General features: G+C 35.9%; 20 protein-coding genes. 10 read left to right on the forward strand and 10 right to left on the reverse strand.

What is annotated here, in order from left to right; all coding sequences use genetic code 11:
* Nucleotides 1–188: 188 nt before the first annotated feature.
* Both MHH45_RS13905 and MHH45_RS13910 read left to right on the forward strand, forming a co-directional pair.
* Nucleotides 189–4,625 carry a glutamate synthase-related protein gene (locus MHH45_RS13905; protein WP_016132534.1) on the forward strand — a complete coding sequence of 1,479 codons (4,437 nt, stop codon included), beginning with the start codon at nt 189–191 and terminating at the stop codon, nt 4,623–4,625.
* 484 nt (nt 4,626–5,109) lie between these two features.
* A complete protein-coding gene (locus MHH45_RS13910; protein ID WP_016112992.1) occupies nt 5,110–6,198 on the forward strand; it encodes an aromatic acid exporter family protein in 1,089 nt (362 codons plus the stop codon).
* Between the two features lie 13 nt (nt 6,199–6,211).
* Here the strand turns inward: MHH45_RS13910 and MHH45_RS13915 are convergent, their stop codons facing one another.
* From MHH45_RS13915 to MHH45_RS13930, 4 genes are all read right to left on the reverse strand, one after another.
* A complete protein-coding gene (locus tag MHH45_RS13915) occupies nt 6,212–7,972 on the reverse strand; it encodes an ABC transporter ATP-binding protein (protein ID WP_016132532.1) in 1,761 nt (586 codons plus the stop codon).
* Nucleotides 7,973–8,026: 54 nt separating this feature from the next.
* Complete coding sequence (ntdP, locus tag MHH45_RS13920) at nt 8,027–8,557, reverse strand: nucleoside tri-diphosphate phosphatase (RefSeq protein ID WP_016112990.1); 531 nt, start codon at nt 8,555–8,557, stop codon at nt 8,027–8,029.
* Between the two features lie 261 nt (nt 8,558–8,818).
* The gene (locus tag MHH45_RS13925; RefSeq protein WP_016112989.1) at nt 8,819–9,073 is read right to left on the reverse strand and encodes a YgaB family protein; all 255 of its coding nucleotides are present in this window, start codon (nt 9,071–9,073) and stop codon (nt 8,819–8,821) included.
* A 259-nt stretch (nt 9,074–9,332) separates the two neighbouring features.
* Nucleotides 9,333–9,737, reverse strand: coding sequence for a gamma-type small acid-soluble spore protein (locus MHH45_RS13930; protein ID WP_255851469.1), 405 nt, complete (start codon nt 9,735–9,737; stop codon nt 9,333–9,335).
* Nucleotides 9,738–9,860: 123 nt separating this feature from the next.
* Here MHH45_RS13930 and MHH45_RS13935 point away from each other — a divergent pair, with 123 nt between their 5' ends.
* Nucleotides 9,861–10,085, forward strand: coding sequence for a hypothetical protein (locus MHH45_RS13935; RefSeq protein WP_016112987.1), 225 nt, complete (start codon nt 9,861–9,863; stop codon nt 10,083–10,085).
* Between the two features lie 12 nt (nt 10,086–10,097).
* Here MHH45_RS13935 and MHH45_RS13940 read toward each other — a convergent pair whose 3' ends face one another.
* Both MHH45_RS13940 and mutY read right to left on the reverse strand, forming a co-directional pair.
* Complete coding sequence (locus MHH45_RS13940; protein ID WP_088093924.1) at nt 10,098–15,398, reverse strand: lamin tail domain-containing protein; 5,301 nt, start codon at nt 15,396–15,398, stop codon at nt 10,098–10,100.
* Nucleotides 15,399–15,512: 114 nt separating this feature from the next.
* Complete coding sequence (mutY, locus tag MHH45_RS13945; RefSeq protein WP_006093315.1) at nt 15,513–16,607, reverse strand: A/G-specific adenine glycosylase; 1,095 nt, start codon at nt 16,605–16,607, stop codon at nt 15,513–15,515.
* 148 nt (nt 16,608–16,755) lie between these two features.
* On the opposite strand from mutY, the gene MHH45_RS13950 reads away from it, so the two are divergent.
* Nucleotides 16,756–17,736: a metal-dependent hydrolase gene (locus MHH45_RS13950; protein ID WP_016132529.1), complete on the forward strand. Its 981-nt coding sequence runs from the start codon at nt 16,756–16,758 to the stop codon at nt 17,734–17,736.
* Nucleotides 17,737–17,764: 28 nt separating this feature from the next.
* Here the strand turns inward: MHH45_RS13950 and MHH45_RS13955 are convergent, their stop codons facing one another.
* Nucleotides 17,765–18,031, reverse strand: a complete 267-nt coding sequence (locus MHH45_RS13955) for a YfhJ family protein (protein ID WP_003194903.1) — start codon at nt 18,029–18,031, stop codon at nt 17,765–17,767.
* A 214-nt stretch (nt 18,032–18,245) separates the two neighbouring features.
* Between MHH45_RS13955 and MHH45_RS13960 the strand changes: the two genes are divergently transcribed.
* Both MHH45_RS13960 and MHH45_RS13965 read left to right on the forward strand, forming a co-directional pair.
* The gene (locus MHH45_RS13960) at nt 18,246–18,404 is read left to right on the forward strand and encodes a small, acid-soluble spore protein K (RefSeq protein WP_016112983.1); all 159 of its coding nucleotides are present in this window, start codon (nt 18,246–18,248) and stop codon (nt 18,402–18,404) included.
* A 58-nt stretch (nt 18,405–18,462) separates the two neighbouring features.
* Nucleotides 18,463–18,615 carry a YpzG family protein gene (locus tag MHH45_RS13965; protein ID WP_000122139.1) on the forward strand — a complete coding sequence of 51 codons (153 nt, stop codon included), beginning with the start codon at nt 18,463–18,465 and terminating at the stop codon, nt 18,613–18,615.
* A 63-nt stretch (nt 18,616–18,678) separates the two neighbouring features.
* Here the strand turns inward: MHH45_RS13965 and MHH45_RS13970 are convergent, their stop codons facing one another.
* On the reverse strand, nt 18,679–18,996 hold the full coding sequence (locus MHH45_RS13970) for a YfhH family protein (protein WP_077295057.1): 318 nt from the start codon (nt 18,994–18,996) through the stop codon (nt 18,679–18,681).
* A 9-nt stretch (nt 18,997–19,005) separates the two neighbouring features.
* Nucleotides 19,006–19,818, reverse strand: coding sequence for a recombination regulator RecX (gene recX, locus MHH45_RS13975; protein ID WP_003194898.1), 813 nt, complete (start codon nt 19,816–19,818; stop codon nt 19,006–19,008).
* A 52-nt stretch (nt 19,819–19,870) separates the two neighbouring features.
* Here recX and MHH45_RS13980 point away from each other — a divergent pair, with 52 nt between their 5' ends.
* The 4 genes from MHH45_RS13980 (at nt 19,871) to MHH45_RS13995 (ending at nt 23,086) form a co-directional block, all read left to right on the forward strand.
* Nucleotides 19,871–20,809, forward strand: a complete 939-nt coding sequence (locus tag MHH45_RS13980) for a TIGR01777 family oxidoreductase (protein ID WP_170927935.1) — start codon at nt 19,871–19,873, stop codon at nt 20,807–20,809.
* A 76-nt stretch (nt 20,810–20,885) separates the two neighbouring features.
* Nucleotides 20,886–22,016: an amidohydrolase gene (locus MHH45_RS13985; protein ID WP_016112980.1), complete on the forward strand. Its 1,131-nt coding sequence runs from the start codon at nt 20,886–20,888 to the stop codon at nt 22,014–22,016.
* 241 nt (nt 22,017–22,257) lie between these two features.
* Nucleotides 22,258–22,815 carry a GNAT family N-acetyltransferase gene (locus MHH45_RS13990; RefSeq protein ID WP_016112979.1) on the forward strand — a complete coding sequence of 186 codons (558 nt, stop codon included), beginning with the start codon at nt 22,258–22,260 and terminating at the stop codon, nt 22,813–22,815.
* A 151-nt stretch (nt 22,816–22,966) separates the two neighbouring features.
* Nucleotides 22,967–23,086 (forward strand): YfhE family protein, encoded by a 120-nt coding sequence (locus tag MHH45_RS13995; RefSeq protein WP_003194890.1) that lies wholly within the window; start codon nt 22,967–22,969, stop codon nt 23,084–23,086.
* A 690-nt stretch (nt 23,087–23,776) separates the two neighbouring features.
* Here the strand turns inward: MHH45_RS13995 and MHH45_RS14000 are convergent.
* Nucleotides 23,777–24,943, reverse strand: coding sequence for a diglucosyl diacylglycerol synthase (locus MHH45_RS14000; protein ID WP_016112978.1), 1,167 nt, complete (start codon nt 24,941–24,943; stop codon nt 23,777–23,779).
* Nucleotides 24,944–25,300: the final 357 nt, after the last annotated feature.

Raw genomic sequence — 25,300 nt, forward strand, 5'->3', positions numbered from 1 at the left:
AAAAAAATAGAGGCCACCCTCTATTTTTTTCTTTTTTCTATTTCATAAATTACACATCAATAGTATAATTATTCATAATTATCTGTTTTATATTGGGATTCATATTAATTATTCTGTTGTTTATAAGGCAATATACGCCTCGAATAATTAGATTATTCTTAACTTTATAATAGAGGGGGGATTGACGGATGCCTAACAATACAAATAAATGGACACCGTCTTTATTTCGAAATTACGCAAATGCAGAACACGATGCGTGTGGAATCGTTTCCGTTATGGAAAAACAAAATGTTCCAACAAAAGAAAACATCGATCTTTGTATACAATCACTGGTAAAAATGAATCACCGTGCTGGCTTTATTAATGGAGAAGGCGATGGTATTGGTGTTCATATCGACTTACCGAAAGCCCTTTGGAAAGAAAAATTTAAAAATAGTGGATATAATCCAGCGATTGTGGACCATCCCCACTTTATCGTTGGACATTTTTTTCTAAACAAAAAAGAAAATCCTACTCTTTTAAAGAACAGTATTCGTAATAAATTAAACAATAAAAATTTCACCGTTCTCTTCGAAAGTGATGATGTTATAAATTCTGATGCACTTGGTCCTCTTGGCAAACAAGAAGAACCTTTATTTTGGCAAATTGCCATTCTTTCAGAAACAAAAAATGAAGCCATCGATCAAGTACTATTCTCTTTAACAATTGAAATTGAAGAAAATACAGCAATTCATGTTGCTTCATTAAGCCACGACCATGTTGTATACAAAGTTCTTGGCGCTGGCGATACACTTGTTGCCTACTATGATGATTTACGGCATTCACTTATTGCATCAACAATGACACTTGGACATAATCGCTATTCTACAAATACATTATCTAATTTTTTTCGCGTGCAACCATTTAGCATCCTTGGACATAATGGTGAAATTAATACAATTTCCAAGTTACGTGATCAAGCCGAAATGATTGATGTACCACTTACTGCTGGAGGCAGTGATTCTCAAGATTTAAACCGCACCTTAGAAACACTTCTCGTTCACTACAACTACAGTCTATTTGAAGCAATGGATATATTATTTCCACCAATTATTAATGAGATTAAATTATACGAGCCACATATGCAAGATTTATATACGTATATTCGTGAAGCATGGGGACATTTCGCCCAAGGGCCGGCCGGCATTATTTCACGTTATAAAGATGAAGCTGTTTTTAGTGTAGATTCACTTGGTTTGCGACCAGTTTGGAAAGTAGAAACAGAAAGTTCCTATATCTTTTCTTCTGAACCAGGTGTCGTATCACCATCTGAATATGTAGCAGAACCAAAGTCACTTGCTCCCGGAGAAAAAGTAGGTTTGAAGTGGAATAAACAAGGTGCCCTCGTTCTCTACGAATATGAAACATACCAAGAAGAAGTATATAAACGCATGAAACAACGTATTAATTTTTCAGATTATCATTTCAACTTATCTATTCCAGCTATGGAAAAGGTCGAAGGGCTATCTAACCTCTCTCAAGTTGAAACAGAACAATATGTAGCTTTCGGCTGGGATCGCGAGCATATCCAACTTCTTGAACAAATGGCAACAAAAGGTGTTGAACCAATTCGTTCACTCGGCCATGACGCCCCTCTCGCTGCACTTGATACAGACAGACGAAACATTGCCGATTTTATAAAAGAAAGTGTTGCTGTTGTTACAAACCCAGCAATCGATCGCGACCGAGAAATTGAACACTTCTCTACACGCACAGTACTAGGAGAACGTCCTAGCTTGTTTAGTGGTGAGCAGCAAACTTTTGTTACCGAACTTTTGTCACCGATTATACTAGAAGGTAATTTAGCACAATCAATTTCAGAAGATTTAGAAACCATTTCATATGAACAACTTGTAAATCTATTTGCAATTCATAGCACAGTTTACAAGTTATCTGTTACCTTTCCAGCATCAGAAACTTTACAAGATGCATTAAATCGAATTAGTGCCGAAGCTACAGCAGCTATTAAAAAAGGTGCTTCTCTCTTATTACTTGATGATGCAAAAGCTCATCAAAATGAACACTTGTGGATCGATCCACATTTGATTACAGCTAAAGTACATCAAGAACTAACTGAGCACAAATTACGCCGAAAATGCTCCATTGTTATAAGATCCGGCGCTCTCCGTTCTTTACACGATATTGTTACACTGTACGGACTAGGTGCAGATGTTATTAATCCATATTTAATGTTCGCAACCGTAAATGATGGGACAACGATACCAATTTCTAATTTATATAAGGCGCTAAACAAAGGTCTTGAAAAAGTCATTTCAACTATCGGTATCCATGAACTGCGTGGTTACGGCCGTCTCTTCTCTTCAATTGGTTTACACGAAGAAATTGCAAACATACTACAAATTACAAACTTTTTAGGATCACGTACTGTAGCATTTTCACTTGAATCTTTAGCAGAAGACGCTAAAATCCGGGCACTTGATTATAACAACCCAAAAGTTAGAATGCGAAAAACGTTTCATATATTCCCTCGCATTTGGAAAGCAATTGGTGATGTGGCAAAAGGGAATGCTTACGATAATTATCGGGAGAAATTAGCTGAGGTAGAAGATAAGAATCCGATTGCAATTCGTCACCTTGTCCAAATGAAAGAAGCCGAGCAACCAGTGCCGACTGAGCATGTTTCAATTGGTGTAAAAAATCATGACTTGCCGTTTATTATTAGTTCGATGTCATTTGGATCTCAAAATGAAATTGCATTCCGTGCTTATGCAGAGGCAGCAGACCGTCTCAATATGATTAGTTTAAACGGTGAAGGCGGAGAAATTAAAGATATGATTGGTAAATACCCACATACACGCGGCCAACAAATTGCATCAGGACGTTTTGGGGTGAATGCTGAACTGTTAAATTCATCAAATTTAATTGAAATCAAAATTGGTCAAGGAGCAAAACCTGGTGAAGGGGGACATTTGCCTGGATCAAAGGTAACTTCTAAAATTGCAGAAGCTCGTAATGCAACAATTGGTTCGGATTTGATTTCTCCTTCCAATAACCATGATATTTACTCGATTGAAGACTTAGCACAAATGATTACTGAAATTAAAACAGCCAATCAACTTGCAAGAGTCGCGGTCAAAGTTCCAGTTGTCCCTAATATCGGAACGATCGCTGTAGGAATCGCAAAAGCTGGTGCTGATTTTATTAATATTAGCGGCTTTGATGGTGGAACAGGTGCCGCTCGTATTCATGCACTGCAACATGTAGGCCTTCCAGTTGAAATCGGAGTAAAAGCTGCACATAACGCTCTATTAGAAGCAAATATGAGACACAACGTAGAGATTTGGGCAGATGGTGGTATCCGCAGTGTAAATGATGCACTTAAAATTATGCTTCTTGGTGCAAACCGTATTGGATTCGGTACTTTATCCATGATTGCAATCGGTTGTACAACGTGCCGGGGCTGTCACTTAGATACATGCCATGTTGGTATTGCAACACAAATCGAATCCGAAGCGCAGGCAAAAGAACATGGACTACGTCGCTTCGTTCCGCGGCAATTTGAAAATGCTGTAGAAGGTTTATTGCACCTATTTACTACTTTCGGAACAGAACTTAAACGTTTAACAGGTGGACTCGGTTATACGAACTTACAAGAAATTGTTGGTCGCTCTGATTTGCTAGAACAAACGCGAGGCACAGAACTATTAGATTTACAAAATTTATTACAAACATTAGACAGTACATCCTACATGATAACAGGAGCAGCCCAGCAACAACATTATGCAACAACTGATTCTTTCCAATCAAAAGAGCTAGTTGGTGTTGGTGTGGAGCAACGCGTAATGGGTGGTCTTGAATCATGCTACCGAGTCCGCAGTAAATTATATGACAACAATACTCTGGAACCAATTACACTAAAATACACAAATGGTTCCGTTCCTGGAAACGGATTAGGTGCCTACAATAGCGAAAACTTATTTATTCACGTCAATGGTGGTGCACAAGATGGCATCGGAAAAACCTCATTTGGCGGTGGCATTTATATCACAAAAGCAAGAGGAAAAAATGGAACATACTATAACGGTTCTGTCGGAAAAGGATTCGGGTATGGTGCACAAAAAGGAACTTTATATGTGCAAGGTAACGCTGATGCACGTGCTGGCATCCGCTTATCTGGAGCAGATATGATCATCGGGGGAAGAATAACAAAACCACTTCGAGAAAAAGAACACGGGAATCTCGGTGTTCATGCAAATATTAAAGGCTTTGCTTTTGAATATATGACAAACGGTCGCGCACTCGTTCTTGGTGATCCTGGCCCATGGATTTGTGCAGGTATGACTGGTGGTGTCGTTTATTTACGCCATCAACCTAAACTTGGTTTAACAGAAGCTGCTTTGCGAAGAAGAATTGCAAAAGGAGCGAATGTAACATTACGTGAACTTAGCAAAAACGGGGAATCAGACATCACAGAATTATTATTAGACTACGTTCGTGTATTAAATGAGCATAAACAATATGAAGAAGCTGCTCTCTTAACACCATTATTAGAGGACATTCAGTCTCACTTTTATGAAGTCATTCCGAAAAAAGAGCAAGCAGATCCATCTATTTCGACTGAATAATTTCCATTTGCTTAAAATTGACTAAGTGAGCATCACATAGTAATCTATAATAACAATTTGAAAACCTGCTGAAATTCAGCAGGTTTTTTCACTAAAAAAGGAGGATAAAGAGAGCCGAGCAGTTCGAGGCGCGGAAGCCAGGAGGATACGGAGTGTAGCTTATACTACATGAGTACCGGACTGGCGACGTAACGAAGAAATGCGACAGCTATCTTTACCGGACTTTTTGAACATCACTAAAATATGGGTTCAAAAAGGAGGATAAAGAGAGCCGAGCAGTTCGAGGCACGAAAGCCAGGAGGATACGGAGTGTAGCTTATACTACATGAGTACCGGACTGGCGACGTAACGAAGAAATGCGACAGCTATCTTTACCGGACTTTTTGAACATCACTAAAATATCACTTGCTAACATATTGTAATGAATGTATAGTATCATGTTGTACATTCATTATGACAAGAGAGAAAGGATATTAAAAAGGGTATGAAACTTGGTGCTCGCATTTTAAAAACGGGTATTGCCATTACATTAGCTTTATTTGCTTGTACTCTGTTCCAATTACCGAGTCCAGTATTTGCGGGGATTTCAGCAATTTTTGCTGTACAGCCATCTGTATACCGCTCGTATTTGACAGCACTCGAACAAATACAAGCAAACGTAATTGGTGCAGTATTCGCTATCGGATTTGCATTTGCTTTTGGACACAATCCTTTTATTATTGGATTAACTTGTATATTAGTTATTGCTCTTACACTACAATTACGTTTAGAAAATACAATATCAATTGCTTTAGTGACGGTTATTGCGATTATGGAATATCAAGGTGCAAACTTCTTTGACTTCGCTCTGCTTCGCTTTGCAACCATTATGGTCGGTATTGTCGCGGCTTCACTTGTAAATTTAATGTTTATGCCGCCAAAATACGAAACAAAACTATATCATCGTATCGTTGATAACACCGAAGAAATTGTGAAATGGATTCGTATGAACAGCAGGCAAGCTTCTGATTTTACAACACTAAAAACAGATATTGATCGTATGAAAGAAAAAATGATTAAATTAAATCATTACTACTTACTTTACAAAGAAGAAAGAATCTATACGAAAAAAGTACAATTTGCAAAAATTCGTAAGCTCGTCTTATTTAGACAAATGTTAGCAACAACGAGTCGTGCATTAAGTACATTAAAAGCATTACATCGCACTGAAAACGAATTACGATATATGCCTGAACCATTTCAAGAATCCATTCAAAATGAATTAGATTCATTAACACACTATCATGAACAAGTTTTGTTAAAATTTATTGGCAAAGCGAAAAAACAACAGTCTGTTGAGATGCTTGATGAGGTAGAAACTGGTAAGCAGGAATTAATCGATATATTTATGGACTATCAAAATAAAGATGATGAAGAATCCTATAAAATATGGTTACATCTCTTCCCTCTTATTTCTTCAATTATTAATTACAGTGAAGAAGTTGAACATTTAGATTTACTTGTAGATAGTTTTTATACGTATCACAAACCAGAAGACGAACTACAAATTGATGAAAAAAAAGAAGATGAATGAAAAAACAGCCCCTTTACGCCAAAGGGGCTGTTTCTTCTATATGTTGAATTTGATATAAATTATAATAAAATCCTCGTTTTTGCATTAATTGTTCATGAGAACCCTTTTCTTTTATTTCACCATCTTCGATATATATGATCGTATCCACATGTGTAATAGTTGCCAATCTATGAGCAATGATTATTGTTGTACGGTCCGCAGCTAATGTTTGAAGAGCCTCTTGAATATGTCTTTCGTTCTCTAAGTCTAAAGCCGATGTTGCTTCGTCTAATATAAGTAAAGAAGGATTTTTCAAGAAGACACGTGCAATCGCTACACGCTGTCTTTGTCCACCAGACAGCTTTACGCCTCTTTCTCCCACAACTGTATCGTATCCATCTGGTAGATTCATAATAAAATTATGAATCTGCGCTGCTTTTGCAGCCGCAATAACTTCCTCTTTCGGTGCTTTCGGATTTCCATATAAAATATTAGATTGAATTGTATCACTAAATAACAGATTATCTTGCAAGACAATACCGATATGACTACGTAAATTTCTTACATTATAATCTCTCACATTCACACCATCTACATAAATCGCACCGCTAGAAACATCATAAAATCTTGGAATTAAACTAGCTAAGGATGACTTTCCACCTCCACTCGCTCCAACGAGGGCAATCTTTTCTCCAGAACGAATTGAGAAAGAAAGGTCATGTAGTACATCTTTTTCATCAGTATTATACCGAAAAGAAACTTGATCAAATACAATTTCACCCGAAAGCCTTTTTGGTAAAATTGCGTTTGGAGTATTTACAATATCATACTTTTCATCTAACAACTCAAACACTCGATCCATTGATGCAAATGATTGCGTGAGTGTTGTAGAAGAGTTAACAAGGCGGCGCAATGGACTATATAAACTATCCATATAGCCAACAAAAGCAACCATCGTTCCAAGTGTTAAAGAGCCTTGAATCACTTCATATGCCGCAAACGCAATAACAAGTAACGGTCCTAAATCCGTTAACGTATTCACTGTAGAAAATGTCCGTGCTGTCCAGCTTGTATGTGTTAATGCTTTTGTTAAAAAATCATTATTTTTCTTTTCAAACTGCCCTTTTTCATACTCTTCTAATGCAAAACTACGCGTCACTTGCATCCCTTGGATACGCTCATGTAAATAACCTTGCATCGTTGCCAATGCTTGTGAACGCTCTCTCGTTAATTTACGAAGACGCCCGAAAAAATATTTCACTGCAACTGCATAAATCGGCAAAATTAACAATGCAACAAGCGTTAATTTTATATTCATAGAAAACATAACTACAATTGCAATAAAAATTGTAGCTGTATCAAGCCAGACATTCATAAGTCCTGTAATAACAAAATCCTTCGTCTGCTCTACATCATGAATCACACGCGAAATAATTTCACCTGTTTTTGTATTTGAATAGTAGCGTAAACTTAACTTTTGCAGATGCCCAAAAATATGTTTTCGTAAGTCGTAAAGTACTGTATTACCAATACGCTGTGCAAAATATTGACGATAATATTCAACAGGTGGTCTCAGTACACCAAAAATAAAAAAGGCAATCCCGATTGCTGTTATCAATTGTGATGTTTTTTCCTGAAGTGATCCACTGCCTTGAATAACATCATCAATAATATACTTTAATAGCCACGGCATAATAAGCGGAATACCAAACTTAATAAGTCCGATAATAATTGTAATTGTAATAAGCCACCGGTACGGTTTTACAAATTGTAAATATCTTTTTATTCCCTGCATATACTTCCCCCTTTACTAGAACAAACCTGCTGGGAATTCCCCTGCAGGTTTGTTCTAGTCCCTATACATTAAATACCGTTCATACCACATATCAACAAAATCTGGCGCAAAAGGTCCTTTTCTTTGATGAATCCACTGTGTTAAATACTCCACATTCCGCTTTAGAATCGTATCAATTACTGGTGGATAATTCATCATCTGACTATGCTTTTCGTACTCATCTTCATCTAAAAGCGTATATGTCATATCTGGATATACCTTAATATCCAAATCATAATCAATATACTTTAATGCTTCAGAATCATATGCAAATGGAGAACTTAAATTACAATAGTAGTATACTCCCTCTTCTCTTAACATACCGATTACATTAAACCAATAATTTGAATGAAAATAACAAATTGCAGGCTCACGCGTAATCCATGTCCGGCCATCTGATTCGGTTACTACAGTCCGGTCATTTGCACCAATTACAAGACTTTGTGTTCCTTTTAAAATTGTAGTCTCTTCCCACATTCTATGAATGGAGCCATTATGTTTATAACTATGTATTTGTACTTTTTCTCCTTCTTTGGGAAATCCCATACGTTCTCCCTTCTTTCACTGTGAATGCTCTTCTAAAGTTGTCCCAACTAGTATCGTTTCTTTTAAAAACGTATTGAGCCGAATTCACTTTTTTTCTATTATAACTTTTTTGTCAAAATTTTAAAACTAAACCGACACAATCCAACTTTCGTAAACACTAACGAATTACTCTTCCTTGACAAATCATGTTGCGACAAAAAGCCCTTCTTCATAAATTTAAAAAGGGCTTTTCCAACTAAAGCATCCGGATACATCACTTCTTTAGTTAGAAATTATTTTTTCAGTTTCAAAAGAGTGAATCACTTCATTTGTTTGTTGCTCAAATTTTTCATGCAAAAGCTTCAATGCTTGTTCCGTTTTGTGTATTTCTTGACGAATAAAATGCAACTCTTTTTTATCGTCTTTTTTTTGTTCACTTGTTTCGATCTGTTGGTACTTCTCTAAATGTGCTTGTAATTTCAACAACTCATCCATTGTTTGCAATTGCTCTCCTACCAACTTATCAAATGAATTCATCATTTACCCCCTGTTTTCAATAAATTCCCATCACCTATTCATACAGGTTACATCGCTACTAAATATTTTCTAATGTCCTATCCCCTTCTCCTTTGACTACATTTGTTGACTTATTAGAAGTTATGTCGGCTCTCTCAATAAAATTTTTAAAGCAATCGAATTGAATAACATTAGACCTTTACTAGTAAAATTCTTTGTTTCGTAATCCATTACCAAACAAAGAAAACACTTCTCTTGAATCGAGAAGTGTTTTTCTTTGTTATTGATTCGTGCTAGAAGATTGTGATTTTTTTGCTGCTGATTGTGCATTTTGTTGTTTCACTGCTTGTACATCTGTGTCAGTTGCAAACTCTGTACCATAGCTAGCATTTGCACTTTGAACACCAGCGCTAGAAGCCTGTGATTTTTTTGCTGCTGATTGTGCATTTTGTTGTTTCACTGCTTGTACATCTGTGTCAGTTGCAAACTCTGTACCATAGCTAGCATTTGCACTTTGAACACCAGCGCTAGAAGCCTGTGATTTTTTCGCTTCTGATTGTGCATTTTGTTGTTTTACTGCTTGTACGTTTGTCTCAGTCGCAAACTCTGTGCCGTAGCTAGCATTTGTACTTTGAATGCTAGCACCAGAAGTTGCTTTGTTATAACCTTGTTGTTTTTTACTCATCTTTCTCACCTCCACAATCAATAATGTAACCAACCCTTTCAAAAGATATCCGCAATTTTATTTTTTAATTTACGCATACATCTCCCTAGGCTCATTCAAACTACATATGATGGAGGTGTACACATGTATGTTGGACGCGATATGACAGAACTATCTATGATTTCGAAAGAAGAATGGAAACAAGATGAATTAGCTTATTTTCACCATTCCTTGCAACAAATCATGCCTTATTTAAACGTAGAAGGCCAAACGATTTACAAAGAAATTATAAAAGAGATCGAATCTCGAGGTGGTCTTCAAAGAAGCGACGCGGATTGGACGCACGGTACAAAAGTTTCTTATGACTAAAAAACGTGTTCCCTAATTTGGGAACACGTTCCATCTCCAACCTTTTTTACCTGTTGTAAAGGACCAAACTGGTGAAGTCACTTGACCACCATATCGGTCTTCGACTTTTATATACCATTGATACGTCGTATTTTCCTTTAAATTCTCCAATTTTACTTTTGCGTTGCGCCAATTCGCCACAAAATTATCTTTACCGATTACTTCATTCGTGTACACGTTTACTTCTACATAGTCTGTTGCGACTTGTTTTATCGCAGGTTGTAAATCAACGTCTAATTCAAATTCATCTTTTCCTGGATACTCTTCTGGTTTATAAAAATTATACTCATTTAAATATGGAGAGTACGTTTTGACATACATTTTGTTCGCAGTTGTATCAAATTGTAAAAGTCGCATATAGCCTTGTCCCCCTTCTGGGCCACCTTGATAATCCGCCAGCATTTGATATACTTTACGATCTACGATGCCGTCCCCATTCTCATCAATTTCATCAACTAATGTCTCACTATCGTGATAATGTCCACTCAACACAGCTAACACATTCTTATTCGGTTTAACTACTTCATTAAAAATTTTGTCACCAATCGGACTACGATTGCCTGATACAAGTAAATATTCATGGAATGATAAAATCGCTTTTCGATTCGGATATTTCTGCAATACTTCCTTCATCCATTGAATATCTTCATCTGTAACGCCCCATCCCATATACAGCATAATAAAATCGTTACCTTTTACTGAAATCAAATCATAATGTCCGCGGTTATCCTTATAACTTTCGCCATAAAATGGCTTATCTTTAAAACGCCAATCCCCAAAATATTTCGAGTATGCTGTATAGTCTTCATCTTTATGATTTACATCATGATTCCCGGCCAACACACCATACGGTACTTTCGCATTCTCAAGTACTTTCATGTATTCATCTGCGCGCTGCCATTGAAATTCTTGATATGACTTATCAACAAGATCCCCTGTATGGAATACATATTTAATATTTAATGGATCCTTTTGTGCAGCAATCCAGTCAACCTGACTTTTGTAAATATAGGGATAACTTTCAGAGTAATACTGTGTATCCGACATCCATACAAATGTGTAATCAAACTTATTTGGTGAACTTGGAATTTGGTCTTGCACAATTACACTTACTTTTTGATCTTTTACATATTCTTTCGCTAATACAGCACCTTTTAATTCAAAGTCCTTATCCCCAGCAATTTTCGATGTAAGTTCTGTCCACTTATTTGTCATGTAGTTCCAAGCATACATCGTAACTTTTCTTCCTTCTAGAGAATGTCCATACCATTTTACTTCTACCGTATCATCGTTTTTCACATCATCAGCAACCGCTACATCAAAACGATGATATGGAAATTTCTCTGTTGATTCCGTTGTATAATATTTCCCATCTTTTTTACTAACTTTACTTAGCTGATCTTGGTCAAAACTTTTCTCACCATTCACAGAAAAAGCTTGTGGTGGTTCTTGTTCTATCGAATTTTCGGTAATTTTCATACGATCCGTTTCATTCGGCTTATACGTATATCCTTTATAAAATGTTGCCTTCATTGCGTCATTTGTTGGATCAGTTACTTTTGCTTCAAGTGTCGGATTCGTGCTCACATTTTTTTCTCCATCTTTAGGTGCAATTGGAGTAGGATCTGTTGGATTTTCTGCCCAAGTTTCAAACATAATTGTCTTTTCTTCACGATTTCCTACCTGATCCTCAGCCTCTACATGTAACTCATGCTTTCCTGCTGCTAATTGTGCAGATGATGTTTCATAAGGAGTTACAATTTCCTTACCATCCAATATAACTTTTTTACTTTTCACTCCTGCTACATCATCTGTAACCGTTACATCAATTGGAATTTTCCCTTTATATTTTTTCTCGTTCTGTACCGTAGTTGAAATCTTTGGTGGTGTATTATCAACTTTTACATCTGCAACGACTTCTTTATTCACACCATCTTGCACTGCAATTCGATGCTTTCCATCCTTCACTTGTTTTGTATCCCATAAATATGCATTCGAAATAAACTTATCCTCTGGAACTTGGAATCCGAACGTAAATACTGGTGTTGATGTATCTCCATCACCAATTGATAACTCCTGATTTGGATTTGCAAAATTCGGATCATATAAAGTCGTTCCATCCGCTAATACAAGGCGAACATTTTTCAAATAAAAATCATCTTTATTCTCTTCAACTCGATTGTCAAATGGTGACGTCTTTGTGCCAGATCGAATATCAATTTTGAACGGCTCATTATATTTAATTTTTGATTGATCAATTTTTACAGTTAATGTGACATAATCACTATACGTATCATCAAATATACGTAATACTTCATTCCCAATTGTGACTGCGTTTTTAAAATACAAGTCAGTTTGCTTCACATCGAAAGCAAAATAAGCAGGCTTCTCTAACGAACGATATGTGTTCGTCTCAACTTTCTTTCCATCCACTAAAAGAGCAAGTCGTTCAGCCCCAACCGACGAAGAGGTTCCTTTTAATAAAACTTGATTTGCAACCACTTCATCATCTTTTACATTAAGACGAAGAGGTCCTTTATCTTTCTCCCCAGCTATTTGCACTGAATACATATCACTTTTTACTACATTGAAGCCATCAGAAGCTTCCAAGTAATATGTCACTTTCTCTTTTCCAATTAATTCAGGTGAATAAATGGTATAATGATATTTTTTATCTACACGATTCTCTACTAAATTTTCAGCCTTATATTCTGCATTCGGATTCGTTTTGTAATATAATTTCACACTCTTAACACGTTCGTTATCAAGAACAGAAAAACCCAATTTATGATCTTGAAATTCAGAAATTAGCCCTTCTGCCACTTTATGTGAAATCGTCGGTGCAATCGTATCTTCTTTCAAGGCAACTCGTTCAGCTGGTACTTGTCCTTCGAATATAGTTCCAGGCGATGCATTATGTTCTGCACCACTGACCTTTTGCATAGTTTGCGAGCCATCTTGAGGATAGCGATATAAAATTCCCTTATTAGCTTTCACATCTGCTTGATTTGCTTGATCATTATAGTAAGCAGATGCAATTTCTGTCCCCGTCTTTGTTGCAACGACAATGCCACGTGCACTTCCATTCGCCATTCCATTTGAATATATTCTAACAATATTTTTATTTTCTACTAAGTTCACACCAAATTGTTTATTAAAGTCAGCAACGTTTTTCTCATTGTTTTCACCATTTATAATCCAAAATACGAGAGACTGCCCTGATGGAATTACAACATCATCGGGAGTAGATCCCCAAATGAGATCACCTTCTGGTCCTTCAGATGGATAACGATATCGAATTGTATAATCCTTAAAATTAAGATCTTGTGTGCTATTGTTATACACTTCAATAAATTCATATCCATCTGCTTTTCCAACATTCGTCGTGTCCGGCGTCACTTCGGTAATCAAAAATGGCGGTACGCTTTGTGGATCTATTTTTTTATGCTCTATTTTTGTTTCATAAGATTTTTCAATGGTTTCTTGATTCCCTTGCACGACAATTTTATAGAATAATGAATTTCTCCATAGCTCTTTTTGAGGAATTGTCACCTTATAAACATTGCTATTTCCTTCTTTATTCATCTGCAATTTTTTGTGTGCTAACTTGCCATCTTGGGTATACAAAACTGCTACATTCTCTCCGCCCTTAATCGTTGCAGTGATAGTTAAATCTTCTGTTACTATATGAGCAGGTAATGCCGTATGCTCAATCGAAACGCCTACTTGATCTGATTGTTTTACTGGCTCTAGCGGTACTTGAAATGGTATTTGCACACCAGGTGTTCCTTTTTCAAACCAACCTACTTTTTGCATTTCAGTACTTTCGGTTTTGTATGCATACGCCATACTCTGACCAACCTTTACATCCTCTTTCCCATATGTTGCAGATGATAAAACTGTTCCGTACTGATCAGCAAATTGAATGGTTCTCCCAGCGCTATTAGACATTCCATCCACTTTAAGTGGAAGAACTTGTTCCTCGGTTATATTCCCACCGTATGCTTGAATAAAGTCTTGTTTTGATAATGCTGCGTTTCCTTCATTTTTAATCCAAAACACTTTCGTTCCTTTTGATGGAATTGTTGCATTTTCTGTGAAATTCCAATCTTCACTTCCAGTTTCTGAATACTTATAAATAAGTTTATAATCTTTCAACTGTATTGCTTCACTAGAATTATTGTATATTTCTATAAACTCATATCCATCTTTCCCGTTCACATTTATCGTATCTGGCATTAGTTCAGTAATCATAACTGCCCTATTCTTTGTATAATCCTCTACATGACGCTCAACAGCACTTACATATTGTTCTTTTTCTGGAAAGGTAACAACCTTTCCATCCTGTTCAATTTCAAACCAATATGTAAACGTATCAGACCAAACATCTAGCTTTGGAACAACAGTAGAATACAAATTATTCTCACCTTTGTTCATTTCCAGTTTTTTCACTAACAAACCGGACGCACTACGATATACAAGGTTTACTTTTGCCTTATCGTATACACTCGCTAACTGAAGTTCAATCGGTAAATCTTCATGTGCATTAATTTTCATTTTAGGTACATGCGCTGTTTCTTGTAATGACTTTTCTTTTTGATTATTATCTTTTTGTGCAGGCTGCTTTTCTATCGTTTCTTTGGAGTTTGGTTGTGTGGGCTCTAGTTGTTTGGAGTCTGGCTGGACTGCCTCTTTTTGTGTGGGTTCTGTAGGTGGTTTTTCTTTTTTATGCGATTGGAATACAGTGTAAGTCCCAGGTGATGGTATTTCATTTTTTATTTCTTTCTTTGTTTCATTCCAAAAAGAATGAATTGATACATCTTTATTCTCTTTTCTTGTTTCAATGACATCTACCGTTTCATTTTTTTCAGTCGTTACTTCAATCCTAATTTGTTTATCACTTAAATCCTCAGTAGCAAATAAAACTTGTTCTTCTTTTATTTCCGTCTTATAGCGCTCATTAATCTCATTAACTGTTTTATTTCCAAATACGATTAACTTCGTTTCTTTTGGTTGTACAGATTGCTTTTCATTTTCATCTTTAAGTTTTAGCACTTTTCCATTGACCTTCAGTTGAACATTCTTCATATCCATAACTTTCGCTGATGGGTTATACAATTCGATATAGCGTAGATCGTCCGTATAATGAGCTTCTGAAATGAGAGCTTGCTGATTTTGTTCCTTCTCCTCAGCAAAAGTGACATGGCCTGGCCCAGTCAACGTTTGAAGTAAGAAAGTCGCTACAACTGCTGAACGGATTACTTTTTTAAGCATTTCCTATCCCCCTTTAAATTTTTCATTACAACTTTCATTGTATTTGTCATTTGTTAAGGGAATATGAAATATTTGTAAGTAATTATTATGTTTATGTCGAAAAAACTTCAACCATTAAGGCTGAAGTTTTTTAACACATTCTTCATAAATCATACGATGCGATTTAGAAAAAGGTAATTTTTCAAATTCTTCTTTAGATACAACTTTTAATGTATCTGTTTCTTTAATAGCACTTGTTACCTTCCCATAAAATACAAATACATCCCATGTCCGATGAGTAAAAGTATGTTGCACATTCATTGCATACTCATCGATGGAAATAGAAATGGAAAAGTTCTCTTTCATATAATCAGTAAGCTGTTGTTTCTGATTTCGAATCCCTTCGCTAATTTCAACATTTGGGAATTCCCACATATTCGCAAGTAATCCTGTACTCGGCCTTTTGTTAATTACATAATTTCCATCTTCTGTTTGCAGCACACCCGCAACAAGCGGCACCATTTTAGGAGCTTTCGCCTTACTTTTGACCGGCAACTCTTTCTGTACACCTTCTGCATAACCACGACAGTGTTCCCGAACTGGACAAAGTAAACAAGCTGGATTTTTCGGAATACAAATGAGCGCACCTAGCTCCATTAATCCTTGATTAAAATAAGACGGATTTTCCTTTGAAATGATTTCACGTACAATCTCTTCAAATACTTTTCGCGTCTTAGGTTTCGCAATATCATCCCAAACCGATAATATACGGGATAAAACACGCATTACATTTCCATCTACAGCTGGCTCTGGTATACCGTATGCAATACTTAAAATTGCACCTTTTGTGTATGGACCAACACCTTTTAATTTTTCAATTTTTTTCACATCACTTGGTACTTTTCCACCATATACTTCTTTTACTTCCTTCACCGCTGCATGTAAATTCCGCGCTCTAGAATAATAACCGAGGCCTTCCCATGCTTTTAATACCTCTTCATCATCTGCCGATGCCAACGCTTCTAATGTTGGGAACTTTCCCATAAAATTTGCGTAATATGGTTTTACAGCTTCCACTCTTGTTTGCTGCAACATAATTTCAGAAACCCAAACGCGATACGGATCTTTATTTTTACGCCACGGTAAATCACGCTGTTCTTTTTCAAACCAACTAATTAAATCATGTTGAAACTTCTCTATGTTAAAATCATCTAATATTTCAAGTGCCAAGCTTGATCCCCCTCATTTTTTGCATATACGTACTATTATAAAGATTTTAGGAAAAAATTTAAGTAAGATGATATAGGAAATAGAAGGCAAATGCCTTGAGATATCGAATAAAAAGAGTTACATTAATAAAAAACGGAGGTGTATTTCCATGGACACGGCCACTCACCTTGTTATGGGCGTCACATTAGGTGGTTTAGCAACGTTAGATCCAGCCATTAGCCAGAGTGATTTCGGACCACAAGCTGTTATGCTTGCAACGATCGCTGGCTCCAATATTCCTGATATTGATACCGTCTTAAAATTACGTAATAATGCAAAATATATACGAAACCATCGCGGGGTTACTCATTCCATTCCTGCTGTTATTCTCTGGTCTTTCCTTATAAGCGGAATTTCCTTTGCCTTCTTTACAGAAGCTCCCTATTTTCATCTACTACTTTGGTCATTTATCGCCGTCTTTCTTCACGTGTTTGTTGATATTTTTAACGCCTATGGTACACAAGCGTTGAGGCCTTTTACAAAAAGGTGGGTTGCATTAGGTGTAATTAATACATTTGATGCTGTTATTTTCTTTATCCATATACTCGCTATCGCTTGTATGGTTGTTGGCTCCCATAAAGGATATACTGCTTTAGCTGCATATATATTAATGTTTGTCTACTATGTCGGTCGAATTATAATGAGACAAAATGTAAAAAGTGTAGTTTACAAACGATTTGAAGATGTAGAGGAAGTCATTATTTCTCCTTCTTATCGCTTTTATCACTATCATTTGGCTATTGTAACAAAAAAACACTATTATGTTGCGCGTTGGCACCGCGGCCATATTATGGTGCATGATAAATTTGATCGTATTCCACTTCCGGATAATAAAATTATGCGAGCTGCACAAAGAGATGAAAACATTTCTGCTTTTTTATCTTTTTCACCCGTATACCGCTGGGATATTTTTGATTACGACAACTATTATGAAGTGCGTTTTATCGATTTACGGTACCGTAGTAAAGACTATTACCCATTCGTTGCAATTGTCCAACTGGATCAAAATTTAAATATTATTAGTTCCTATACTGGATGGATTTTTAGTGAAGAAAAGCTTCGTAAAAAATTGGAATTGATTCCGCATTAAAAAAAGCGACCAACTTCGGTCGCTTTTCTTAATGCTTTAAATGATCATCTTGATTAATTAAATGACTATATTTCGGATTATTCGTGCGGATTTCATGAAGACGCTCACCATGGTTATTAATCCATGTTCTTACAATTTGTTCCGTCATTTCTTCACCTTGATAACGACCAGACTTTGCATACGTTACTTGGAAGTCCTCCCATAATAACTCAATCCATGCACGAGCCTGAGAATAAGACAGAAAGCTATTTTTTTCAAGTAATTCTTTTGTTAATACTTCATACTTATCATTCATTATTTATTTCTCCTTTTATTAATTTCGTACTTTATTTCCAAACCTCATTACCACATCAAAATTATAAATGAACAAAAGGATACACGCATTCATGAACTTCTTCCATCGCCAACAGAAGTTTCATTTTATGTTCAAGCATAATTTTCTCTATTTTGCACATTCTATTAATGATACTTCTTAGTAAGTATCATTTAATAATGAGGGGGCGTTCTTCTTGGGTAGACAAGCCGAATTTTGGTCTGAATCAAAAAACAACAGCAAAATCGAGGGTCCAACGAAAGCAAAAGCTCGTTTTGCTTCGAAAAGACCTAACGGCACAATTAACACGCACCCACAGGAACGTATGCGTGCCGCAAATCATCAGGAAGAGTAAAAACAATAGTCCGTTCTAAAGAGTTATTGCAATTAACTTCCTACATGAGGTGATAAAGATGAGCTACCGTAATCATTTAGATCGTCGTTCTGAATTATTCAACCCTACCTGGGCACGTCCGAAACATGCAAAAGCGCAAGTAAATGGACAGACGCAACAAACCCAGTCTCTCATTATTTTGGCGAATGAGATGAGAAAACGCCAAATTTAATTGCCTATCTCCTTTAACAACTACGAAAAATGAAAACCAGAGCAGCCAAGGCTCTCTGGTTTTTTATTTCTCTTGTAATAGCGAAATAGGAATACCAATTTCCTCTGTCTCATTTTGTTTATGTCCCCAAGCAAATACCCCATTGAAATACGTAATCGTAAAGAAGACACCCGGTTCTTCTATAAGTTCATACGTTTCACCAATCTGAAATGCGTTTACATCTGTCATATAAGCACGAGCCATTGCCATTTTTCTCATTAATACGTCAAACTCATTTACTATACCAAGCTGCTCTGCTTTCACAGCCTGTTCTTTTAAAATGCCAATTTCCTCTCTTAACTCATGTGGTGTCATATCACTATAACGTTTTGGCATATTCAGCATATTCTCTCATCCCTCTTCACGTTTCATTTGTAAAAATGTCTCTATCTCATCAATAGAAAATCCTTTTCGATATAATGCTTGTTTCATCTTGTTTTCATATGTCCATCCATCATGCTTTTTATGCTTCTCATGATACTTATTTCCATGATATAACAATGCAGCTTGTTGCTGCGTATCATCCTTTTCCTCTTTTAATTCTTCTAGACAAATTTGAATTACATCACGATTATATCCTTTACGGACTAACATTTCTTCTAGCTTTTGTTTCATTTGTAAAAAAGAATGCTTTTGATAGGACTTTTTCTTTTTTTCTACAAGCTCAAAGGCATTTTCAATTTGTTTCTCTTTCGGATATTCTTGTAAACTATGAGTAATAATTATATCTTGGACACCTTTACTAAAAAGTTCCCGTCTAATAATTGTCGGTCCTTTTTGATTCACGTTACTATGAGTTCGCACATACGAAATGGCATACTCTTTATCATTAATATAGTGATCATGTAATAATTTCGAAATAACTTCAGAGATGACGGCTTGTCCAATTTCTTTTTTTCGTAAGTATTCTTCTACTTCCTGTTTCGTCCGCATTTGATAGGATAAATAAGAAATTGCTTGCAAATATGCTTTTTGTACTTCTTCATTGTATAAAATATTTGCTAACTCTACTTCATCGATTTCTAAACCCTTTTGCAAACCGTGCTTGATTAAGGTTACTTGATTCACACTAAATCCGTATTCTTCACCTTGTCCTTTATCAATATAAATATTAAATCGTTCTTTCGTTCGTTTTTGTACTTCTATTTTTGTAATGACAGCCATATTCTTCACCTCGCTACTATTTTAACATAGTTGCGGAACAATTTTGCTTTTCATGAATATATATAATGAGGAGGAAGTTCAGTTGAAAATTGCAATTTCTGGGGGAACTGGTTTTATCGGTAAAGCATTAGCTACTTTTTTAGACCTAAAAGGGTACACCATTTACATTCTCACCCGAGAAAAAAAAGAGACCCCTTTCAACTCTAACATTCACTACGTCCAATGGGATAAATGCTCACCTAAATTCCCTCTCACCTCTATCGATGTTGTTGTTAATCTAGCTGGAGAATCTATTAATAACGGTCGATGGACAAAGAAGCAGAAAGAAAACATTATAACGAGTCGTCTTCATACAACAAATAGTCTCATCAAACAATTACAAACATTACCAAATAAGCCCCATACTTTTATTAACGCTAGCGCAATTGGCTATTACGGTACAGCTGAAACAAAAATTTTTACAGAACAGAACAAAGAACATGGCAGTGACTTTTTAGCAACTACAGTAAAACTATGGGAAGAAGCAGCCTCTCATGCAACTTCTCTCGGAATTCGAACCGTCTATACACGCTTTGGAATTGTTTTAGGAAAAGAGGGTGGTGCCCTTCCTAAAATGTTGCTTCCCTACAAATTATTTATTGGTGGAACAATCGGTTCAGGTAATCAGTGGCTGTCTTGGATTCATCTAGATGATGTCATCCGCATGATTGATTTTGCAATAGACACAAAAGAAATAGAAGGCCCTCTTAACATTACAGCACCAAATCCTACAACAATGAAAGAGTTTGGAAAGACACTTTCATTTATCATGCATCGCCCACATTGGCTTCCCGTTCCAGCATTTGCACTACATGCTTTACTTGGAGAAATGAGTATGCTTGTGCTACAAGGACAACATGTATTGCCTAACAAAGCAATACAGCACGGATACCAATATTCGTTTCCTACATTAAACCATGCATTACAAAATATTATATTGCATACACTGTAGTACTTCTGAAATAAACCCATTAAAATTGTTCTATTTACTAATTTAAAGGTTATTAGCCAATGGAAATGAGGTATCTATGAAAACGCTATTTAAGCAGGCCATTGTATATCCCATTACTTCTTCCAAATTTCAAGGAGATGTATTGGTTAAACACAATCAAATCGCTGCGATAAAACCACATATTGAGCCCTCTCAAGATATGACTGTTATTGATGCAAGAGCCCTTCACCTCTTACCAGGATTTATCGATGTGCATACTCATCTTGGCCTATACGATGAAGGGACTGGATGGGCTGGAAATGATGCCAATGAAACATCTGAAGTATTAACACCACATATTCGTTCTTTAGATGGTATCCATCCTTTTGATATTGCTTTTCAAGATGCGGTTCAAAATGGGGTTACAACTGCCCACGTTATGCCTGGAAGTCAAAATATTATTGGCGGGACAACATGTGTGATTAAGACTGCCGGAACTTGTATCGATCATATGATTATTCAAGAACCTGCTGGATTAAAAATTGCATTTGGAGAAAATCCAAAACGAGTTCATAGTAATGGCACAAAAGAATCGATTACTCGTATGGGGATTATGGGATTGCTTCGTGAATCTTTTTACGAAGCACAACATTATGGAAACGAAGCAGATTTTCGAATGCTCCCTATTCTAAAAGCTTTGCGCCGAGAAATTCCAGTACGTATTCATGCTCATCGGGCAGATGACATTCTTTCCTCTCTTCGCTTTGCAAAAGAATTCAATCTTGATTTACGTATTGAACACTGCACAGAAGGACATTTTATTGTAAAAGAACTTGCCAATCAAAATTTAAAAATATCTGTTGGTCCGACATTAACACGCCGATCAAAAATTGAACTCAAAAATAAATCATGGGATACTTACCATACTTTATCAAAGCATGGGATAGAAGTTTCGATTACAACAGATCATCCCTATACTCCCATTCAATATTTAAATGTTTGTGCAGCCATCGCTGTCAGGGAAGGATTAGATGAAAGAATTGCATTAGAAGGAGTTACAATCATTCCCGCTCGAAACTTACGTTTAGAGAAAAGAATTGGAAGTATTGAAGTTGGAAAAGATGCCGATCTTGTATTATGGACACATCACCCATTTCATTACTTAGCCAAGCCCGTACTAACTATGATTGACGGAAAAATAATTTACAAAAAAAATAAAAAAAATTAGTTTATTTTTTTGACTAGATAAAGTATTATACGATTATAAACTGAATGAAACCATAATCAATTTGTGTCGTGATTTTTCATTTCAAATTGATGAATGGGGAAGGCAAATGGTGCGCCACCAGCGTTATAGACTGGTTCTAGTGGGTTCGATTCCCACCCCGAAATTTTTTAAAGGTTGATATAAAAATTTCGAGGGTGGGGTGTTTTTTCGTCATGCTACCCTCATGTGAGGAGGAGTTAGTATGTTAAAAAAACGCGACTTACACGACAGCCACGTTCTATACGATTTAATGGTGGATCCTGCTGTCTTCCCTTTTGTGCGTCAAAAAGCTTATTCATACGAAGAGTTTTTATTTTTAACAAAGCAAACAATAGAAGCAGAAGAGCGTGGTGAATTAATTTCACGCACAATTTTAGATGAATGGGGAAACCCTATCGGCACGATTACTTTATTTGATGTGCAAGAAAAAGCTGGTTTTCTTGGTACATGGCTTGGAAAACCGTATCATGGCCAGGGGTATAATAAATTAGCAAAAGATGCTTTTTTCAGCGAGCTTTTCTATGAGTTAGATATTGAAACAATCTTTATGCGTATTCGCAAAGTAAATATTCGTTCGATGAAAGCAGCTGAAAAACTACCATATGTAAACCTAGCAAACGAAACTAGAAAAGCTGTTTATGATCAAATTAACGCAATCGAAGAAGTATATAGCTTATATGAAATTCCAAAAGATCAATATACTCTTTCTACAATGCGTGATACCACATTCCAAGATACTCATCATTTAAAAGAAGCGTAGTATGTCACTAATTATAAAGTGAAATTTTAATCAGTGGGGGCCTTACTGCCCGCGAATAGCGGGATAAAATGAATATACTTGTTTATTGTGTATACCTCTTTATGTCATTGGAAATGATAGATAATAACTTTATGACACGAGGTGATTTGTAATGGATAGAAAGAAACGTGAAAAAGCAAGAAATACATTAAATAGTACACAAGAGGTTCTTTATCAGCGCGAGTTTCGAAGAGCAGATCGTGCAGCGGGATATCGTCCTAAAGGTGTATAATTATAAAGTGAAATTTTAATCAATGGGTGCTTTATCCTTCACTGATTATCAGCCCTCACCAATCGGGCTTTTACGGGCAGTTGATCACTTAACTTCTTTGCTTTCGTCAAAGTTTGAGATGGAATTTTACTGCCCACAAATAGTGGGATAAAGTGAAACTTGAGGTGATTTTTTTACCCTCTCCTACCATTTACTTTTTGGATGACAAAGTAAAGATTTACCCCTTATATTATAAGGGGTATTTTTTGTGGAAAACTTTATCCACAGAATTAATAGAATTGTGTATAAATTTATCGATTCTTTTGGATTATTATAAACTTAATCACAAATATCATGTTTATTTTGTGGATAATTTTTCTGAAAATTGTGGACAATGTGGATATCATTGTTAATATTCCGACTTTACCGTCTATTGAAACCACATTCTTTTGTGGATAACATACAACCAAAATATAAAGTGAAACTTAATCCCTCACTGATTATTAGCCCTTACCAATCGAGCTTTTATGGATAGTTAATCTCACACCTAATTTCTTTGCTTTGGCTGCGCTTTGAGATAGGGATCCTATTAAAGCTTATGATTTTATTAACTGCCGATGCATATATACCTTCTTACTAACTCTATTCATTATACTGAATTCCTACAAAACAACAAAAACCCCTCTTTCAAAATAAAAAGAGGGTTTCATATTACGTAAAAGATTGAGCAAGGGCTGGTGACTTGATTGGCATATGATTAGGCTGCACATGATTTTCTTCTAAGATTGTATCAACAATGTGACAAGCCGGCTCCGGACGATAGATACCTTTCATCGCTTCTTTCATCTGTAAAAGCTTCATATCATCTTCTAATAGTGCCTTTGTTTTCGCAAAAATGTCCTCATCTTCGCGAATTACAAGTGCAGCTCCTTTTTTTTCAAAATACATTGCATTTTCATTTTCTTGTCCCGGTACTGGTTTATATAAAATGACAGGTACTTGTAAAGCTGCCGCTTCGCTTAATGTAATGCCTCCTGGCTTTGTAATCATACAAGAGGTAATACGGAATAACTCATCGATATTCTCTACATAACCAAATACTGTTAATGCCTCAGGCTTTTGTTCCTTAAGCCCTAATAACTCTTGTTTTAAGGCTTCATTTTTCCCACAGACAACAGCTATTTGAAGATTAGGAACTGTCATAAATGATTGACATAATTCTTTTACATTTCCTAATACACCATGGGCACCTGCTACAATAAGTAAAATCTTTTTCTCACGAGATAAGTGATATTTACTATACAGAATTTCTGGATTAATAGCTCCCTCGAAGCTTTTACGAATTGGAATCCCAGTTTCTACGATTTGCTCTGAAGGTACACCAATTTCAACCATTACTTTTTTCACATGATCTGTCGCTACAAAATAACGATCTACTTCACGATGAATCCATATTTTGTGTAAACAAAAATCTGTTAACACATTATAAACAGGAATTGAGAAACCTGTTTGTTTTTTCAATTCCGGTACTGCAATAATTGGAAATGTATTAATAACAATGTCTGGTTTTTCTGCATGTAATAATGCTTTTAAGCGTTTTCTCCCAAAATTCGCATACCACGATGCAATTTTCTTATCGTAAATCTTTTCTACACCATAATAAAATAAGCGATATAGCTCTTTACCTATTGTATAACTTTTCAAGTATAAATATTTTGTAATATCCGTTATGACTGGATGTGACTCTCCAAATAGGTCACACACAATCACATCCTCAATTCCTTTTTGACGAAATGTTTGTGCTAATGTTTTTGCTACTTGCACATGACCGTTACCGTAATGTGCAGTTAATATTAAAACCTTGGGGTTTTTTATCAAACAAATCCACTCCTAGCTTTTTCGCTTTTCCATATTGCATATACGACAATAGGAAAAACATTTTCCTAAAAAAAATTACATGTTTGGATTCCAACACTTTCATGTTAGCTATGTACCTGTCGTGGATATGCAAAGCATATAAGATTGACCCCTTAATCCTATCTGTGCTCATATCTTTACATTATACTTTCCTATCAGAGCTTTCGCAATAACTTACAAATGATCATATTTCATGATACTCACCCTGCTACTTCTTAATTCTTGTTACTATTTGGTTTTCCCTTTACAATTATGTAAATTTATCCTCTTATTTCTTTACAAAAATATGGATATTCTACTTTCAGTATACTCTTTTCT

Origin of the sequence: Bacillus sp. FSL K6-0042, assembly GCF_038006685.1 — a bacterium.
Classification (GTDB): Bacteria; Bacillota; Bacilli; order Bacillales; family Bacillaceae_G; genus Bacillus_A; species Bacillus_A pseudomycoides.

Bases quoted from the DNA above. Each gene is read 5' to 3' on its own strand.
- MHH45_RS13930 (WP_255851469.1), bottom strand. From the start codon at position 9,737: ATGAGTAAAAAACAACAAGGTTATAACAAAGCAACTTCTGGTGCTAGC.
- MHH45_RS13905 (WP_016132534.1), top strand. From the start codon at position 189: ATGCCTAACAATACAAATAAATGGACACCGTCTTTATTTCGAAATTAC.
- MHH45_RS13985 (WP_016112980.1), top strand. From the start codon at position 20,886: ATGAAAACGCTATTTAAGCAGGCCATTGTATATCCCATTACTTCTTCC.
- MHH45_RS13940 (WP_088093924.1), bottom strand. From the start codon at position 15,398: ATGCTTAAAAAAGTAATCCGTTCAGCAGTTGTAGCGACTTTCTTACTT.
- MHH45_RS13925 (WP_016112989.1), bottom strand. From the start codon at position 9,073: ATGAATTCATTTGATAAGTTGGTAGGAGAGCAATTGCAAACAATGGAT.
- MHH45_RS13965 (WP_000122139.1), top strand. From the start codon at position 18,463: ATGAGCTACCGTAATCATTTAGATCGTCGTTCTGAATTATTCAACCCT.
- ntdP (WP_016112990.1), bottom strand. From the start codon at position 8,557: ATGGGATTTCCCAAAGAAGGAGAAAAAGTACAAATACATAGTTATAAA.
- MHH45_RS13950 (WP_016132529.1), top strand. From the start codon at position 16,756: ATGGACACGGCCACTCACCTTGTTATGGGCGTCACATTAGGTGGTTTA.
- MHH45_RS13990 (WP_016112979.1), top strand. From the start codon at position 22,258: ATGTTAAAAAAACGCGACTTACACGACAGCCACGTTCTATACGATTTA.
- recX (WP_003194898.1), bottom strand. From the start codon at position 19,818: ATGGCTGTCATTACAAAAATAGAAGTACAAAAACGAACGAAAGAACGA.
- MHH45_RS13980 (WP_170927935.1), top strand. From the start codon at position 19,871: ATGAATATATATAATGAGGAGGAAGTTCAGTTGAAAATTGCAATTTCT.
- MHH45_RS13910 (WP_016112992.1), top strand. From the start codon at position 5,110: ATGAAACTTGGTGCTCGCATTTTAAAAACGGGTATTGCCATTACATTA.
- MHH45_RS13935 (WP_016112987.1), top strand. From the start codon at position 9,861: ATGTATGTTGGACGCGATATGACAGAACTATCTATGATTTCGAAAGAA.
- MHH45_RS13915 (WP_016132532.1), bottom strand. From the start codon at position 7,972: ATGCAGGGAATAAAAAGATATTTACAATTTGTAAAACCGTACCGGTGG.
- MHH45_RS13995 (WP_003194890.1), top strand. From the start codon at position 22,967: ATGGATAGAAAGAAACGTGAAAAAGCAAGAAATACATTAAATAGTACA.
- MHH45_RS13955 (WP_003194903.1), bottom strand. From the start codon at position 18,031: ATGAATGATAAGTATGAAGTATTAACAAAAGAATTACTTGAAAAAAAT.